This window comes from Alkalihalobacillus deserti (assembly GCF_020734105.1).
Lineage (GTDB): Bacteria > Bacillota > Bacilli > Bacillales > Bacillaceae_D > Halalkalibacter > Halalkalibacter deserti.
Genome location: NZ_JAJAFR010000001.1, coordinates 612,189 through 626,316, shown reverse-complemented (window position 1 = coordinate 626,316; position 14,128 = coordinate 612,189). Strand labels below are relative to the sequence as shown.

Annotated in this window: 11 protein-coding genes; 4 read left to right on the top strand and 7 right to left on the bottom strand. The window is 36.6% G+C overall.

Annotated features, from left to right (window positions below; all coding sequences use genetic code 11):
- Window positions 1-8: 8 nt before the first annotated feature.
- The 4 genes from LDX58_RS03080 to LDX58_RS03065 form a co-directional block, all read right to left on the bottom strand.
- Window positions 9-1,253 (bottom strand): MBL fold metallo-hydrolase, encoded by a 1,245-nt coding sequence (locus LDX58_RS03080; RefSeq protein ID WP_227935367.1) that lies wholly within the window; start codon window positions 1,251-1,253, stop codon window positions 9-11.
- Window positions 1,254-2,493: 1,240 nt separating this feature from the next.
- Window positions 2,494-2,793 (bottom strand): hypothetical protein, encoded by a 300-nt coding sequence (locus LDX58_RS03075; protein WP_227935366.1) that lies wholly within the window; start codon window positions 2,791-2,793, stop codon window positions 2,494-2,496.
- 614 nt (window positions 2,794-3,407) lie between these two features.
- Complete coding sequence (ppdK, locus tag LDX58_RS03070) at window positions 3,408-6,071, bottom strand: pyruvate, phosphate dikinase (protein ID WP_227935365.1); 2,664 nt, start codon at window positions 6,069-6,071, stop codon at window positions 3,408-3,410.
- A 4-nt stretch (window positions 6,072-6,075) separates the two neighbouring features.
- Complete coding sequence (locus tag LDX58_RS03065) at window positions 6,076-6,888, bottom strand: pyruvate, water dikinase regulatory protein (RefSeq protein ID WP_227935364.1); 813 nt, start codon at window positions 6,886-6,888, stop codon at window positions 6,076-6,078.
- 669 nt (window positions 6,889-7,557) lie between these two features.
- On the opposite strand from LDX58_RS03065, the gene LDX58_RS26580 reads away from it, so the two are divergent.
- Together LDX58_RS26580 and LDX58_RS03055 are read left to right on the top strand one after the other, a co-directional pair.
- Window positions 7,558-7,764 (top strand): OsmC family protein, encoded by a 207-nt coding sequence (locus LDX58_RS26580; RefSeq protein WP_227935363.1) that lies wholly within the window; start codon window positions 7,558-7,560, stop codon window positions 7,762-7,764.
- A 467-nt stretch (window positions 7,765-8,231) separates the two neighbouring features.
- Entirely contained in the window at window positions 8,232-8,678 is a 447-nt protein-coding gene (locus LDX58_RS03055; protein ID WP_227935362.1) for a cupredoxin domain-containing protein, read from the top strand.
- 484 nt (window positions 8,679-9,162) lie between these two features.
- On the opposite strand, the gene LDX58_RS03050 is transcribed toward LDX58_RS03055, so the two are convergent.
- Both LDX58_RS03050 and LDX58_RS03045 read right to left on the bottom strand, forming a co-directional pair.
- Window positions 9,163-9,510, bottom strand: coding sequence for a small nuclear ribonucleoprotein (locus LDX58_RS03050; RefSeq protein ID WP_227935361.1), 348 nt, complete (start codon window positions 9,508-9,510; stop codon window positions 9,163-9,165).
- 648 nt (window positions 9,511-10,158) lie between these two features.
- The gene (locus LDX58_RS03045; RefSeq protein ID WP_227935360.1) at window positions 10,159-10,818 is read right to left on the bottom strand and encodes a YhcN/YlaJ family sporulation lipoprotein; all 660 of its coding nucleotides are present in this window, start codon (window positions 10,816-10,818) and stop codon (window positions 10,159-10,161) included.
- Window positions 10,819-11,361: 543 nt separating this feature from the next.
- Here LDX58_RS03045 and LDX58_RS03040 point away from each other — a divergent pair.
- Window positions 11,362-11,613 (top strand): YrhK family protein, encoded by a 252-nt coding sequence (locus LDX58_RS03040; RefSeq protein ID WP_227935359.1) that lies wholly within the window; start codon window positions 11,362-11,364, stop codon window positions 11,611-11,613.
- Window positions 11,614-11,641: 28 nt separating this feature from the next.
- Window positions 11,642-12,343, top strand: a complete 702-nt coding sequence (locus tag LDX58_RS03035; RefSeq protein ID WP_227935358.1) for an MgtC/SapB family protein — start codon at window positions 11,642-11,644, stop codon at window positions 12,341-12,343.
- Window positions 12,344-12,680: 337 nt separating this feature from the next.
- Here LDX58_RS03035 and LDX58_RS03030 read toward each other — a convergent pair whose 3' ends face one another.
- The gene (locus LDX58_RS03030; protein WP_227935357.1) at window positions 12,681-14,123 is read right to left on the bottom strand and encodes a glycoside hydrolase family 1 protein; all 1,443 of its coding nucleotides are present in this window, start codon (window positions 14,121-14,123) and stop codon (window positions 12,681-12,683) included.
- Window positions 14,124-14,128 lie beyond the last annotated feature (5 nt).

Sequence of the window (14,128 nt, the reverse complement as noted above, 5' to 3'; positions counted from 1 at the left end):
ATGATTCATTACTGTACACAAGCAAGTCCTTGGTCTTTAATATCTGCCACCCTACCTGGACCAATGCCTTTAATCCTGTTCAAGTCATCAACGGAGTTAAATGGACGTAATTGAATCAAATCATCCGCTCTGGCATCACCAATCTGAGTGATTTCCATTAACTTCTCCTTTGGAGCCGTATTGATGTCAATACAGTTAGGCCCTGTTTCTTGCTTTTCTTTTGGCTCAAGCTCAGTAGAGGTTGGTGGTCCTGTGACCGTCCCACTTTTGTTAGTTGAAATGCTATATTGTTCCCCATCTGTTGTCACAATGATATGACCATGTACATCTGTTCCATAAAGGTCAATACCGATGCTTTTTACTCGATTGATGATTTCATCATGGGGGAAGCCATAACTATTTCCCTCTCCCGCACTATAGATAGCGACCTCAGGTTGGACGTTATCTAAGAAAGATTGCGTATTAGAAGTTGTCGATCCATGATGTCCCAATTGAAAAATATCAGCCTGTAAATCATGGCTACGATTAATCATGTCACGTTCTGTTTGATGCTCAGCATCGCCAGTGAAGAGGAATTTAATATCTCCATAAGTGATCCGAACAGAAATACTTCCTTCATTTAAATCCCCTGTTACATCTTTTGGACTAACTACTTCTACAAGTGCAGAACCAAATCTATAAGAATCCCCTGCTCTTGGCTCATGGTAATCAGCACCAGAAGTAAGAATAGCGTCTAGCACTTGTTCAAACGTTTGCGAAGTATGTTCATCTCCGCTCATCCAAACTTCTTGGACATTAAACTCTTGCATGACTGTATCTGCCTGGCCGATGTGATCCGAATGAGGATGCGTTATCATCATTAAATCAATGTCTGACACGCCTTGACTTCGAAGATACGGTGTTACATCATTTGCATCGTGTCTTCCTGCATCAATTAAAATTGTAAAATTAGGACCTATTAACAGAGTGGCATCCCCTTGACCAACATCGATGTAGTGAACCGCTAACTCTCCAGATGCTTCTGGTTGACTACTGTGTTCTTCCTCCTCAGGTGATTCGTTATTCGTGGTTGATTCCGTATGACTCTCTTCACCCGCTGTTTCTGAATCTATCTGTTCGTTATCTGTTTGTTGTTCGATTTCATCATTAGTTTGGGGTGGTGCTTGTTGCTGTCCACATCCAACTATAATAATCGATAAAGACAAAAGAAAAGCAAAAAAGATAGGCTGGTGTTTTATTATCTGACGGTCCATGCTGTTCCCTCCAATCCATACAGTTAACGATTATACCATTAAAATGAAGGATAGAATGTGTAAATGATTTCAGAACACCCAACTCCAATAAAACACAAAAAGGGAGTCTCTCAACCTTACCAAAATAGCAAAAAAAATGGTTTGATAACAGTATCTGACTAATCATTGCTGATAAACTTCCCATGAAATGTACCTCTATACGCAAGCTGTTTAACGATGGCACATTGCAACAATCCCTAATGCACTGCAATAAGTATATAAATCTTTACTTGTCTGATTTAATTCTTATTTTAATACAGCAAATTCTTTTATCAGTTACTGTGCAAATAAACAAAAAAGCAGGCTGTAAAGAGTTTCTCTCAAGCAGTCTGCTTTTTTAGAATTTTATTGCTTTTTATAATTGTTCTTTCTTTTCTTTTTTCTCTTCTTCTAATTGGAGCGCGACAATGATGATTAATCGTTTCCTTAGTTCTGTTAAATGTTAAACAACGGTCATTTCAGTCTGTATTAAAAGTCACCTATTTCTACCTCGCATTCATCAAGATCTATTTATGTTCTCTTTATAAATCGAATTTAGTTTCGTCCTTACTCTTTCAAGATTTTTATAATAAGCGAGACCGTTTCACTTATTGTTACTTTTATGGAGTTGAAAATTAATGATGTAGTTGAATATCTGAGTGATATATACTAATATCCTCCGATTATTCCCATAATTTCACTCTTTATTCTTTCATATTGATTTTTTAAAGAGTGTTGAAAGAATAGAGAAAAGTATATTTTGAAGGTGAATCACCTGTCAAAAAAATTCAAGAAGTACTTATTTTTGGATTACTGTTTAATTGGTATTGGAACTTGTACTTTGTTGTTATCTTAGTTTAGATGAAAAACCCTTTACGTCTTCTTTTCGATCATCTGATTTTTAGCTTAATCGATCCTTGTTTAACCATATGCTTTTAATGGGTAAAAAGGGTGACTCAAAAAGTTCGCATGTTGCGATCCGTTTGAGTCACCCTTTCTTTTGATTATTGGTGGCATTGCCAGAAGCGTGATTCACCTACCTAGGGCAAGAAGTGTTCATATTTCCATTTTCAATTCTCACTTTATTATTTGTTATCATTTTTGGAACCTTATTAACCGCTATTCTTACATTAACTACACTAGTTTCCAATGAATGATAAAAAAAGAAACAGAGAGCTAACAGTAAATGTTGGCTCTCTGTTTCTTAATAGTTCACTAAAAATTATTGGAGCTTATTTTGTGTCTTTGCAATTGATTGAGCTTGCTGGACCACTTGTTGCGCCTGTTGTACTTGTTGTGCTTCCTGCTGTACTTGTTGTTGTGCTTGCTGTAGATTTTGTTGAGCTTGCTGAAATTGTTGGGTTTCTTTAGTTAACTGCTGTTGTGCTTGTTGAGCTAGTTGCTGTGCTTGTTGCATTTCCTGTGGCGTCCCACTTGCTTGAGTTTGTTGTACGACTTGCTTCGCCTGCTGTACAGCTTGTTCAGCACGTTGAATTGCTTGTAATTGGTCCTGTTGATTCATAATAATAAGCCCCCAAAAAGTTTTAGTAGGAGTATTAATCCCCTTCAGTATTTTGCTTAATGTGAAGTTTTTTATGCTATAATTTTTTTCGAAAGTTTTTTAATTTTTATTTAAACTTCTGAAGATAATTACTGTTGAATTAGCTCCTACAATTTATTGACATTGGATATTAGGTGACGTTTGGTAAACAAAGATGCATGCTTAGCTTATGTCCTTTTTAGTCACTACAATAACCATAATCTAGGAACTCTTGCTGTATTTAATCGAGTAGGAGTGGTGAAATAACCCCCGACCTCTTTATACGCCAATATCCTTTTCGTATGTTCACCCATTCTCAAGCTTTTTGCTTGGGAATTTTTAATTTCATGAGGCTTTTAAAGCGAGTGCTAATCAATTCTGAACGTTCACCATCTCTTTCTTCTAAGTTCACGCAAAACACACTACATACATTCGCTGTATTTTCTGGCTCCACCTTCTAGAACACCCTAGACACCCTTGCCTTTCGCTAACAGTTTACTGCTAAGCCTGTATTGGACTTTAGCAACTAGCTACTTAGAGCCTCGCACCAACAAAAAGATCCCCGTATTTACGAGGATCTTTGAAGCAAAATATATTTAAACTCGAACTGCCGATTGCTTTAATTCACCTTTAATCTTTGCTTGAGCTGCTGCAAGGCGTGCAAGCGGTACACGGTATGGGGAGCAACTTACATAATCCAAGCCGACTTCATGGCAGAATTGGATTGAATGTTTTTCTCCTCCATGTTCTCCACAAATTCCTGTTTTCAATCCTGGCTTTGTTTGTCTACCAAGCTTTACTCCCGTATCAACAAGTTTTCCTACGCCTTCTTGGTCAAGAGAAGCGAATGGATTTTCTGGTAGCGTTTTGTTTTCAATATAATTCTGAAGGAACTTTCCTTCTGCATCATCACGGCTATATCCAAACGTTGTTTGCGTTAGATCATTTGTTCCAAAGGAGAAAAAGTCTGCCTCTTCAGCAATTTGATCAGCTGTTAGCGCCGCTCGTGGAACTTCAATCATCGTCCCAATGAGATAATCAAATTCCCGCCCTAATTCTTCCTTCACCTGGAGTCCGACATTGATGACCAATTGACGCATTTCCTTTAACTCATTGACATGGCCCACTAAAGGAATCATAATTTCAGGTTTTACTTTGATTCCTTTTTCCATTACCTTTGCAAGAGCATAAAAGATCGCTTTTGCCTGCATGACATAAATCTCCGGGTGACTCATTCCAAGTCGGCAACCACGGTGTCCAAGCATTGGATTAGATTCATCTAAGTGACGTACTTTTCTTAGAAGCTCTTCCTTCTCCTTCAGCTCTTTAGAATTTGGATTTAAGATTTGTAGCTTAGTTACTTCGACCAGTAGTTCTTCCTTATCTGGCAAAAATTCGTGAAGAGGAGGATCTAATAAACGGATCGTTACAGGATGCCCTTGCATCGCTTCAAAGATTCCCTCAAAATCCTCTTGTTGCATTGGTAACAGCTTACTAAGAGCTAATCCACGTTCCTCATTTGTGTCAGCAAGGATCATCTCTTGCACAATTGGGATTCGAAGTGCATCCATAAACATATGTTCAGTACGGCACAATCCTATCCCACCCGCTCCAAATTCAAGAGCTTTTTTCGCATCTTCTGGGTTATCAGCATTGGCTCGGACGCCAAGTCTTCGCTCTTCATCTGCCCACGTAAGAAGCAATTGAAATTCGTTTGAGAGCTTAGGTTCGATCATTGGAATCTCACCCAAGATGATCTCGCCAGCCGAACCATCAATCGTAATGATATCGCCTTGCTTCACGATCGTCTCTCCTACTTTAAATTGTTTTAGCTTCAAATCAATCGCTAATGATTCACAGCCACAAATACAAGCTTTCCCCATTCCTCTGGCCACAACAGCTGCATGGCTTGTCATTCCTCCACGGCTCGTGACTGTTGCTTCGGCAGCTACAATTCCATGAATATCATCAGGCGTCGTTTCAGGACGAACAAGAATAACCTTTTGATCATCTTTCGCTAATCTTTCTGCTTCATCTGCATCAAAGACAACTTGCCCAGTTGCTGCTCCAGGCGAGGCTGGTAAACCTTTAGCTAACGGGTTCCGTACAAATGAATCATCAATTCGACGATGAAGTAACTGATCAAGCTGCTCAGGATCTACACGTAGAATCGCTTCTTGCTTACTAATAAGCTCTTCCTCAACTAGCTCAACCGCTATTCTAATCGCAGCTTCGGCTGTTCTTTTACCAGTCCGTGTTTGAAGAATAAATAGTTCACCACGCTCTACAGTAAACTCAATGTCTTGCATGTCTCGGTAGTGCTTTTCAAGAAGATGACACGTATCAACAAACTGCTGATAGACTGTCGGCATTTCATTTTCGAGGGTAACAATTGGCTGAGGGGTGCGAATTCCAGCCACCACATCCTCTCCCTGAGCATTAATCAAATATTCACCATAAAGCTTGGATTCACCTGTCGAAGGGTTCCGTGTAAAAGCAACTCCTGTACCAGAATCATCTCCCATATTTCCAAAGACCATGCTTTGAATGTTTACAGCTGTTCCTAGATGACCTGGAATTTTCTGAAGACGACGGTATACAATCGCACGTTGATTATTCCAAGAATCAAATACGGCACTGATGGAAAGGAATAATTGCTCTTTTGGATTTTCAGGAAAAGCCCTTTTAGCATGCTTTTTAACAATAGCTTTATATCCTTTAATCACTTCTTTCCAATCTTCTGCTGACATTTCAGGATCTGTTTGATAGCCTTTCTCGTCTCTAATTTCTTCTAATAGCTGTTCAAAGTAAAAACCATCGATTCCTAGGACAACATCACTAAACATTTGAATGAATCTACGGTATGAGTCATAGGCAAAACGTGCATTGTTTGTCAGCTTTGCCATCCCTTCCACGGTTTCATCATTCATTCCAAGGTTTAACACGGTATCCATCATTCCTGGCATTGAATGTACAGCACCAGAGCGGACAGAGACTAATAATGGGTCTGATGCGTCTCCAAGTCTTTTCCCAGTTTTATATTCAAGATTTTGAAGAGCTTTTAATATTTGAAGTTCAATCTTTGATGGAAGCGATTTCCCTTCATCATAATAGGCATTACAAGCCTCTGTTGAAATGGTAAAACCGAATGGTACTGGTAAACCAATTCGGGTCATTTCTGCCAGGTTCGCTCCCTTTCCACCTAATAGTTCCTTTTTATTGGCGTTTCCTTCATCAAACATGAATACAAATTTACTCATGATATCAAACTCCCCTCTTTTTTAACATCGCTAATATAATATCTGCCGTCTCTTCAACTGCTTTATTTGAGACATTAATAATTGGACAACCTATTCGTTTCATAATCTTCTCAGCGTAATCTAATTCCTCGAGGATCCGATCTAAATCGGCATAATTCGCAACAGGCATTAACCCTAAATGTTTTAATCGTTCCTTACGAATTTCATTTAATTTATCTGGTGTGATCACTAACCCAACACATTTATTTCTTGGCAATTCAAATAGTTCAGCTGGTGGTGCAACTTCTGGTACTAAAGGAACATTGGCTACCTTAAACCTCTTATGAGCCAAATACATCGAAAGTGGTGTCTTGGAAGTTCTAGAGACACCAATTAAAACAATATCTGCCCGTTTAAACCCTCGTACATCTTGACCATCATCATATTTTACGGCGAATTCAATCGCTTCCACTCTTCGAAAATAGTTATCATCTAATTTCCTCATGAGCCTTGGCTCCCGTTTAGGATCTTTTTTAAATTTTTCTGCAAAGGCTTCCATAAGAGGGTTCATTAAGTCAATGGCAATAATTCCTTCTTCTCTTGCCCTTTCATCTAGATATTTCTTTAATGACGGAATCACGATTGTATAAGCAATGATTGAATGACTGTATTTTGAAAGAGCAATTATATTCTCAAGATCTTTAATATCCTCTACAAAAGAAATATGCTGGATTTCAACATATCCACCATTAAATTGCGAGGCAACTGCTCTTACCATCAACTCAGCTGTTTCGCCAACTGAGTCAGAAACGACATAGACCATTTCCTTCTTATTCACACGCGATCCCCCTTTTACGCTTTATCGTTTAACCATTTTTACTAAATTGACTGTAGTATCTATTTTCACCCCATATGAGACAAAGAGGGAATCTAGTTAACAATTAATCAATTCTATTACTTGAAATAATTTTTATTATTTCATTAAAAAAGTGAAAATTTGCACTCTAGCTTCTAGAGAAGAAGGGTTATGAGTAATCTTGGTTAGTTTAAATGGCTATGTTACAACAAACATTTAAGTAGAGTGATATGTGTTATACTAATTAACTCTTTTTACATTAATGTGTTATACAGGTTGATTAAATAGTATATTACCATTGACTGGGATTTGATACAACCCTTTTCTTTTGTTTGAGCAAATATAATAACAGATTGCCTGTCAGCTAAAATAACTTCTGACTAGATATCCTGCAAAATCAGTACAAGCTTAAAGTTATTCGTCTGCATGGAGAAAAAAAGTGCTAGTCACTTGTCGAATTTACCAAGTTACAAAACACCTCTCTTTCAAGAAGCTTTCTAATCAGTTTTTGTTTTAAGGATGTCTAAAACCAGCAGTAAGATCTTGTACATCTCTTTGCCTCCGGATTGTTATATCCCTTCTTTACTTAAAGTTCCTAATATTGTTTGAATTAATTATTAATATGTATTAAGGTTACCTCCACCAGATAAAGTGAAAGCACAAATTCAAGGTATCATTGAGGCACCCGAGGGCGTAAAAATCACTACAATCAGCTGTCATTATCAGGTCAAAGTACCAGATGGTAAACTAGACGCAGCAGAACGGGCTTTATCCGTTTTTGAACAATCTTGTCAAGTCGCTCAAACACTCAAAGGTTCTGTTACGTTTAAACATACTTGGAGCATAGAAGTAGGATAACGTTCAATATTAAAATAAAGACATAAAGAAAGTCTCACTGCAATAGGTCTTTTCTTTGTGTCTAGCACTTACTATGGACCTTGCTTTCTATTCATGCAAAAACAGAGATCAAAAATCATAAGAGGAAATAAACAACTATTTATTTTAGCGCTATTATCAAAGAATCTTGTATAAACTTACCGTCCGATAATTGGTTCTTCGTAATTTTTCCTCAAATAATAAATCTCTGCTTTATCAAATTGTTTCTTTTAATCAACCTCTGTTTTTGATAGGAGTGGCGATTACTCTTTCCCTCATATAAATGTATAGTAAAAATTCACACTTAATATCTATACTAGTTTAACTTTAATCTCCTTAAAAATTCCAACCAAAAAGATTAAATGTCCCAATGTTTTTTATAATTAGACAAGTATGGTGGGGCTGTCTGCATATAGTTAGATAAGTTTATATAAGGGGGACTAGCTGAGATGAAATTTATTTTTATCAAAAAAAGTTGGATTACTTTGGCGTTAATCGGGTTATTTGTCGGTTTGGGCACGTATGTTGTTATGTCTCAAAAGCAAGCAAATACTGTCGCTACCCAAGCAGTTGCTAATGAATTTGAAATCCATATGGTAACAGGTGAGTTCAAGACCAAAACAGAGGATGGAAAGGAACTTGAGGCTTATCGATGGGACCCTGGAACAATTAACGTTCCAAAAGGAAAAAAAGTTAAACTGAGCATCTTTGGTGTAAATGGCAAAGAACATCCCTTTGTTATTGAGGGGACAGATATAAAAGGAATGGTACGTAAAGGAGAAGAAACGGTTACTCATCTTCAGTTTGATGAAGATGGCATATACCGGTTAATTTGCACGACTCACTCAAATATTGAAAATAATGGACCTATGATTGCTTATATTGTTGTTGACTAATTTTTTTTAAGTAGTAGCAAGTCAGAAATAAGGTAATAGTTATAGAAACCACTATTACTGACTGTCAGGATAACAACACTATAAGTAGAAAAGTTTCCCCTTCAGACTTGACCGGGGAGACTTTTCAACGATTTATCGATCTAGTTACCTAAAGGTTACGTTTGTTTGTCTATATGGAGTGTAATATAGATTTGATGTGACAGTAGCAGGATTTAGCATAAGTAACCATTTTTACACATACGAAAACGCAGAAGGATTAGAGAGGTGCAAATATTTATTTCCTCCTCTCACTAGGTGTGTACTCTTAATTAAGTTAAATCTTTGATATGACAATAAAAAATCACACGAAATTTTCTTGTCAAACATGTAATTTATCTAATGAATTGTTTGCACTTCCGAAGTAAATTCTTTAGAACCTCATCATGTTTTTTTCAATAAATGATGTTTAAATAGACCTAAATCAAAAGGCGCAAGCAACCTCAGTTTAATAATACGGATAGTACGGATAATAAGGATACGGTGGTGGTGGTGGTGCAATGTATGGTAATAGCGCTAATGCAGCTAGTGTAGCTAGTGGAAAATCAAAGCGTCGAAAGCGTCGAAACCTTCTCCTAGGAATACCATACCCGCCATAATACCGAGTATCAGATTCTTCTCCCTCTTCTCGGTCCATTACATCCTCCCCAACTAACACAGAAACATAATCCGATGTTACGTTATCAATGATTCCATCCATCGTTCGTCCATCTGTCATCGTTAATGTAACATGATACGACAAGTAATTTTTGCATTGGTCGTGCATATTCCTTAAGTCACTCTGATACATATTCATTTTCTCCTCATCTCCTTTCGATACCATGATATTCATCTAGAAGATGGGTGTTACTCTTTCTTGAGTTAAGTTTAGTAATCCTATTCGCTCTCGTTTTCTTAGATTAAAGTCGATGTAAAGAATGTATTTTTTGGATTTCTAAGTCACGATAGACAAGCAAAACGGTCCAAATGTAAGATAAATGTACTTGGTCCTGTTTTCATCAATGATGTTGTCGTTTTCATGCTTAATGTTACCGGTTCCATCATCGTTGTTAAACATTTGCGTATATACCATAATATAGATATAACAAATAAAGGGGGAATAACAAATGATGAAAAAACTTTTAGAAACTTTTAAAGATAGAATTGATATGTACGCGGATGCGTTTAGTAGAATGGAAGGCAGAGAAAGATTAAATGCAAAGCCAAAAAAAGAAGAGAAATAACTTAAAATCCAAAAGTAAGGATGATACGATGATTTCATTTCTAAAAAACCAAAGTGATCCGTTAACCGATTCTCACAAATAAAAAAGAGAATCGGTTTTTTTGTGTTTTATTAGCCCTTCCACTATTTAGTTATCTCATTTCATCGATTTACCTGCTTCTGTACTCTTGAGAAAGTTAAAGGCTCTTTGGTACTTCAAACTTAATAAATTGCCCCAAGGCATTAACGTGAACGCTCAAAGGGACGTTGTGCCTCCTGATGTAAATCGCCTAGCATATCTGTATACGTTGCACCAATTTCTTCAAAAGCCGTTCCTGCACGTAATTGGTTATCCATTGTGCGAATACGACTAACTACATCCTGATCCGTTACAACCCAAACTTCCTTTTCCTCTGCTAAACCTTTTGCTCTACGTTCCACTTCCTTTTTCACATCTTTGATATGTGCATTGGCTGTAATGCCAATAACGACATCATCATCATGTACGATTACATACGCTTCTTCAACACCATCAACTTCTTCAATTCGATCACCGATTCGTTGAACTGTTTGTTCATCATAATCTTTGTGATAATTAACTCCACCATGCGCTTGAATTCGATCCTGCCCAGTTGTACGTAGGCCTGTTTGTCCGATATTACCTTGGAAACTTCCGCCTTGACCTGTTGCAATATGGCCTGTTTGACCAGCAATACTTTGGTTTCCGAATAAACTTTCATTTTGACCTGGTGTATCAGTATTACGACCAACATACATATCCTGCGCCGATAGACCTGTTTGATTATTAGCACCCATGTTTGATGCTAGATTGTCTCCTCCACAACCTGCAAGGCCACCTAAAAGTATCGTTGTTGCTGTAACTGATATAGCAATTTTTCTCATTTTTAAATCCCCCTTATCCAATTATTATTGCTTTTAGAAAAGTCCTTTACACTAGTTAATTAATTCTTGGTTTTCCTTCATATAAGTGTGTGTCAATTAAACTTGAGTAATGTTATCATCACGCTCTTTTGATAATCTGTCTTTTTCATTTTTTCAGCTTTGGTACTATTGCAATATTCTTTTGATTCTCATATGTAGAAATAAACCAATTTACTGGATAATATAGCCAATATTTCTGTGTAGTTCTAATAAGTTAATGTTTTAACTATACCGCTTTTCAGAAATTGGATCATTGAACGATCATTTTCATGGTTGTTGTTTTATTGGATCATCTATTTCACTTTATAATGTTTACTTGACCGTCACTATTTATTCATCATGTCTTTAGAAGCTATAAACACAATTACCTTTCCATTCTGCTGTTTGTTGTTAATAAATTCATTGTCATTTGTGTTGTCTCTCTCCAAACCCATCCTCCTACTCTAAAATTGATGTTTATTCCTTTTTAAAAGTGGAAAGAAACAAAGGGGAGGTTTTTTTAGAATGAAGAACAATAATGATATCGACATATTTATTGGCAAACATGAAATTCTAATAAAGAAACGATATGAATTTTTATCAATATTAAACGATGTTTTTATTGCTGTACTGTTTCTAATAGGAAGTATTCTCTTTTTGTGGAGCTCCACAGAAAAAACAGGTATATGGTTATTTATCATAGCAAGTGTATTTTTTTTAATAAGACCATTACTGCAATTTATTAAAGAAATACATATAAGCAAAATTAAATCATAAATTTTTTGAGGGAGGAGAATGAAAATCATTGGATAATGACATGTTAGCTTCGTTAATACCTTTATTTTTAAGTATTTTACTGAGTGGACTTATTGGGTTTGAAAGGGAAATAACGAACCATCCTGCAGGGTTACGTACTCACATATTAGTTGGGTTAGGAGCTTGTTTATTAATGCTACTATCACTCAATGGCTTTTCTGATTTTATCGAACGTTATCAAGACGTCGCAAGAGTAGACCCAGGTAGAATCCCCTCCTATGTCATAAGTGGGATTGGGTTCTTAGGAGCTGGAACCATTATTGTTCAAGGCGGTCTAAGTGTAAAAGGCTTAACGACAGCTGCATCGATTTGGATTGTCGCTGGAATTGGGTTAGTCGTAGGAGCTGGGATGTATTTTGAAGCAATCGTCACAACACTAATGGTCCTCTTAACTTTATTTTCTTTAAGTAAGGTTGAAGCTACCTTACTTAATAAAGTAGATAACACATTTTTACTTTCTCTAACTGCAAAAAAGAGTGACCAGACCTTTAATGAAATTTTTCCTCTTTTAAACGAAAAGGACATAACGATCCTCGAGAGTAAATTTGAGGACGGAAACGAAGTCTACTCGCCTAATCATGCTACCTATACGATTTTAATTCAAATAAAAAAGAAATTTGAACCAATGGAACTCATTGATAAGCTCCAACAGTTAGAAAAAGTTAAAAAGGTTTCAATTGTTAAAAAATAAGATAAGCATCATTATAATCCCAATACAATCAAGTATGTGAGAGGATGAAATTTTTCTTTTATTAAATAGTTATCATCTTAAAGCAGATGATTCCTCTTCTCACGATGACAAATTCAGCTGTAACCATTTCGCTAACAAAAAGGAAAAAAACCTACAATAGTGTAGGTTTTTATAGTTATCCTCATTTTAAAGAAGCCAATCTCTATATTTTGGAATGCTGTCATTTTCGTATATTCATCCACTTCTTTAAGTGGTTGAACAATACCTTTCATGTCCAACTTTTTCACCATTTCATTGATTTCCTGACTTTGCCAGTCTTCTTGTCGCTGCTTTTTTATTATAGATTTTTCCCATTTGAAGCAATTACATCTTTATACCAGAAGAAGGATTTCTTTCTACTTCGTTCTAGAGTTCCACTTCCGTCGTCATGCTTATCAACATAAATAAAGCCGTAACGCTTTGACATTTCTCCAGTTGATGCACTTACTAAATCAATACATCCCCATGATGTGTAACCTATTAATTCAACACCTTCTTCAACGGCTTCACCCATTGCTCTAATATGTTCACGTAAATAATCGATTCGATAGTCGTCATTAATACTTCCATCTTCTTCTACTTTGTCATAGGCACCTAATCCGTTTTCAACAACCATCAATGGCTTTTCATAGCGGTCATACAACTCATTTAAAGCTACACGAAGACCTACCGGATCGATTTCCCATCCCCAATCACTTGCTTTAAGGAACGGATTTTTAACTCCTCCAATTAGATTTCCTTGACCTACTTCTTCTTCAGTCTTTTCTTTTTTCTCTGTGAGCGACATATAATAACTGAATGAAATGAAATCAACTGTTCCTTCTTTAATTGTTTCTAAATCGCCTTCTTCGATATCTAAATTGATATTGTGTTCCTTAAAGTATCTATTAATAAATGATGGGTACTCTCCACGAACCTGTACATCACCACAGAAGAAATTAAACAGTCTTCCTTGTTCTAAGGCATACATGACGTTTTCCGGATTGCTATCATAAGAATAAGTAGGCGCATAGATGAGCATACAACCAATTTGGGACTCAGGCATCAATTCATGGCCCAATTTCACTGCTTTAGCACTCGCCACAAATTGGTGATGAAGACCTTGAAAACTGTCTTGAAGACGTGTTTCTTCACTATCTGGTGAAAAGCCAAGACCGAAAAGCGGGAAATGGGTTGCACCATTAATCTCATTAAATGTTAGCCAATATTTCACTTTGCCTTTATAGCGATTGAAGAGCACAGTGACATAACGTTCAAAGAAATCAACCAATTTACGATTTCTCCATCCACCATATTCTTTGATCAGATGTAAAGGAGTTTCATAGTGAGCAATCGTTACTAGCGGCTCAATACCATATTTTTGAAGTTCATCGAACACACGATCATAAAAAGCTAGACCTTCTTCATTTGGTGTTAATTCATCACCTTTAGGAAAAATACGACTCCAAGCAATACTCAAACGAAACACTTTAAATCCCATTTCCGCAAATAAAGCAATATCCTCTTTATAACGGTGATAAAAATCTATTCCTGTGTGGTTAGGATAGACATATTTTGATTCATCCATTTCAAAATTAAAACCAGTAGAAGTCAATAGTTTATATCTGTCTTTCCCACCAGGAAGTACATCAGCCAGATTAAGACCTTTTCCACCTTCTTGATAAGCACCTTCTAATTGATTGGCAGCAGTTGCTCCGCCCCATAAAAATCCTTCTGGAAATCTTTTTGTGTTTGTTGACATTATCA

Coding starts and splice junctions, on each gene's coding strand:
- LDX58_RS03080 (WP_227935367.1), bottom strand. CDS start 1,253: ATGGACCGTCAGATAATAAAACACCAGCCTATCTTTTTTGCTTTTCTT.
- LDX58_RS03075 (WP_227935366.1), bottom strand. CDS start 2,793: ATGAATCAACAGGACCAATTACAAGCAATTCAACGTGCTGAACAAGCT.
- ppdK (WP_227935365.1), bottom strand. CDS start 6,071: ATGAGTAAATTTGTATTCATGTTTGATGAAGGAAACGCCAATAAAAAG.
- LDX58_RS03055 (WP_227935362.1), top strand. CDS start 8,232: ATGAAATTTATTTTTATCAAAAAAAGTTGGATTACTTTGGCGTTAATC.
- LDX58_RS03050 (WP_227935361.1), bottom strand. CDS start 9,510: ATGAATATGTATCAGAGTGACTTAAGGAATATGCACGACCAATGCAAA.
- LDX58_RS03045 (WP_227935360.1), bottom strand. CDS start 10,818: ATGAGAAAAATTGCTATATCAGTTACAGCAACAACGATACTTTTAGGT.
- LDX58_RS03040 (WP_227935359.1), top strand. CDS start 11,362: ATGAAGAACAATAATGATATCGACATATTTATTGGCAAACATGAAATT.
- LDX58_RS03030 (WP_227935357.1), bottom strand. CDS start 14,123: ATGTCAACAAACACAAAAAGATTTCCAGAAGGATTTTTATGGGGCGGA.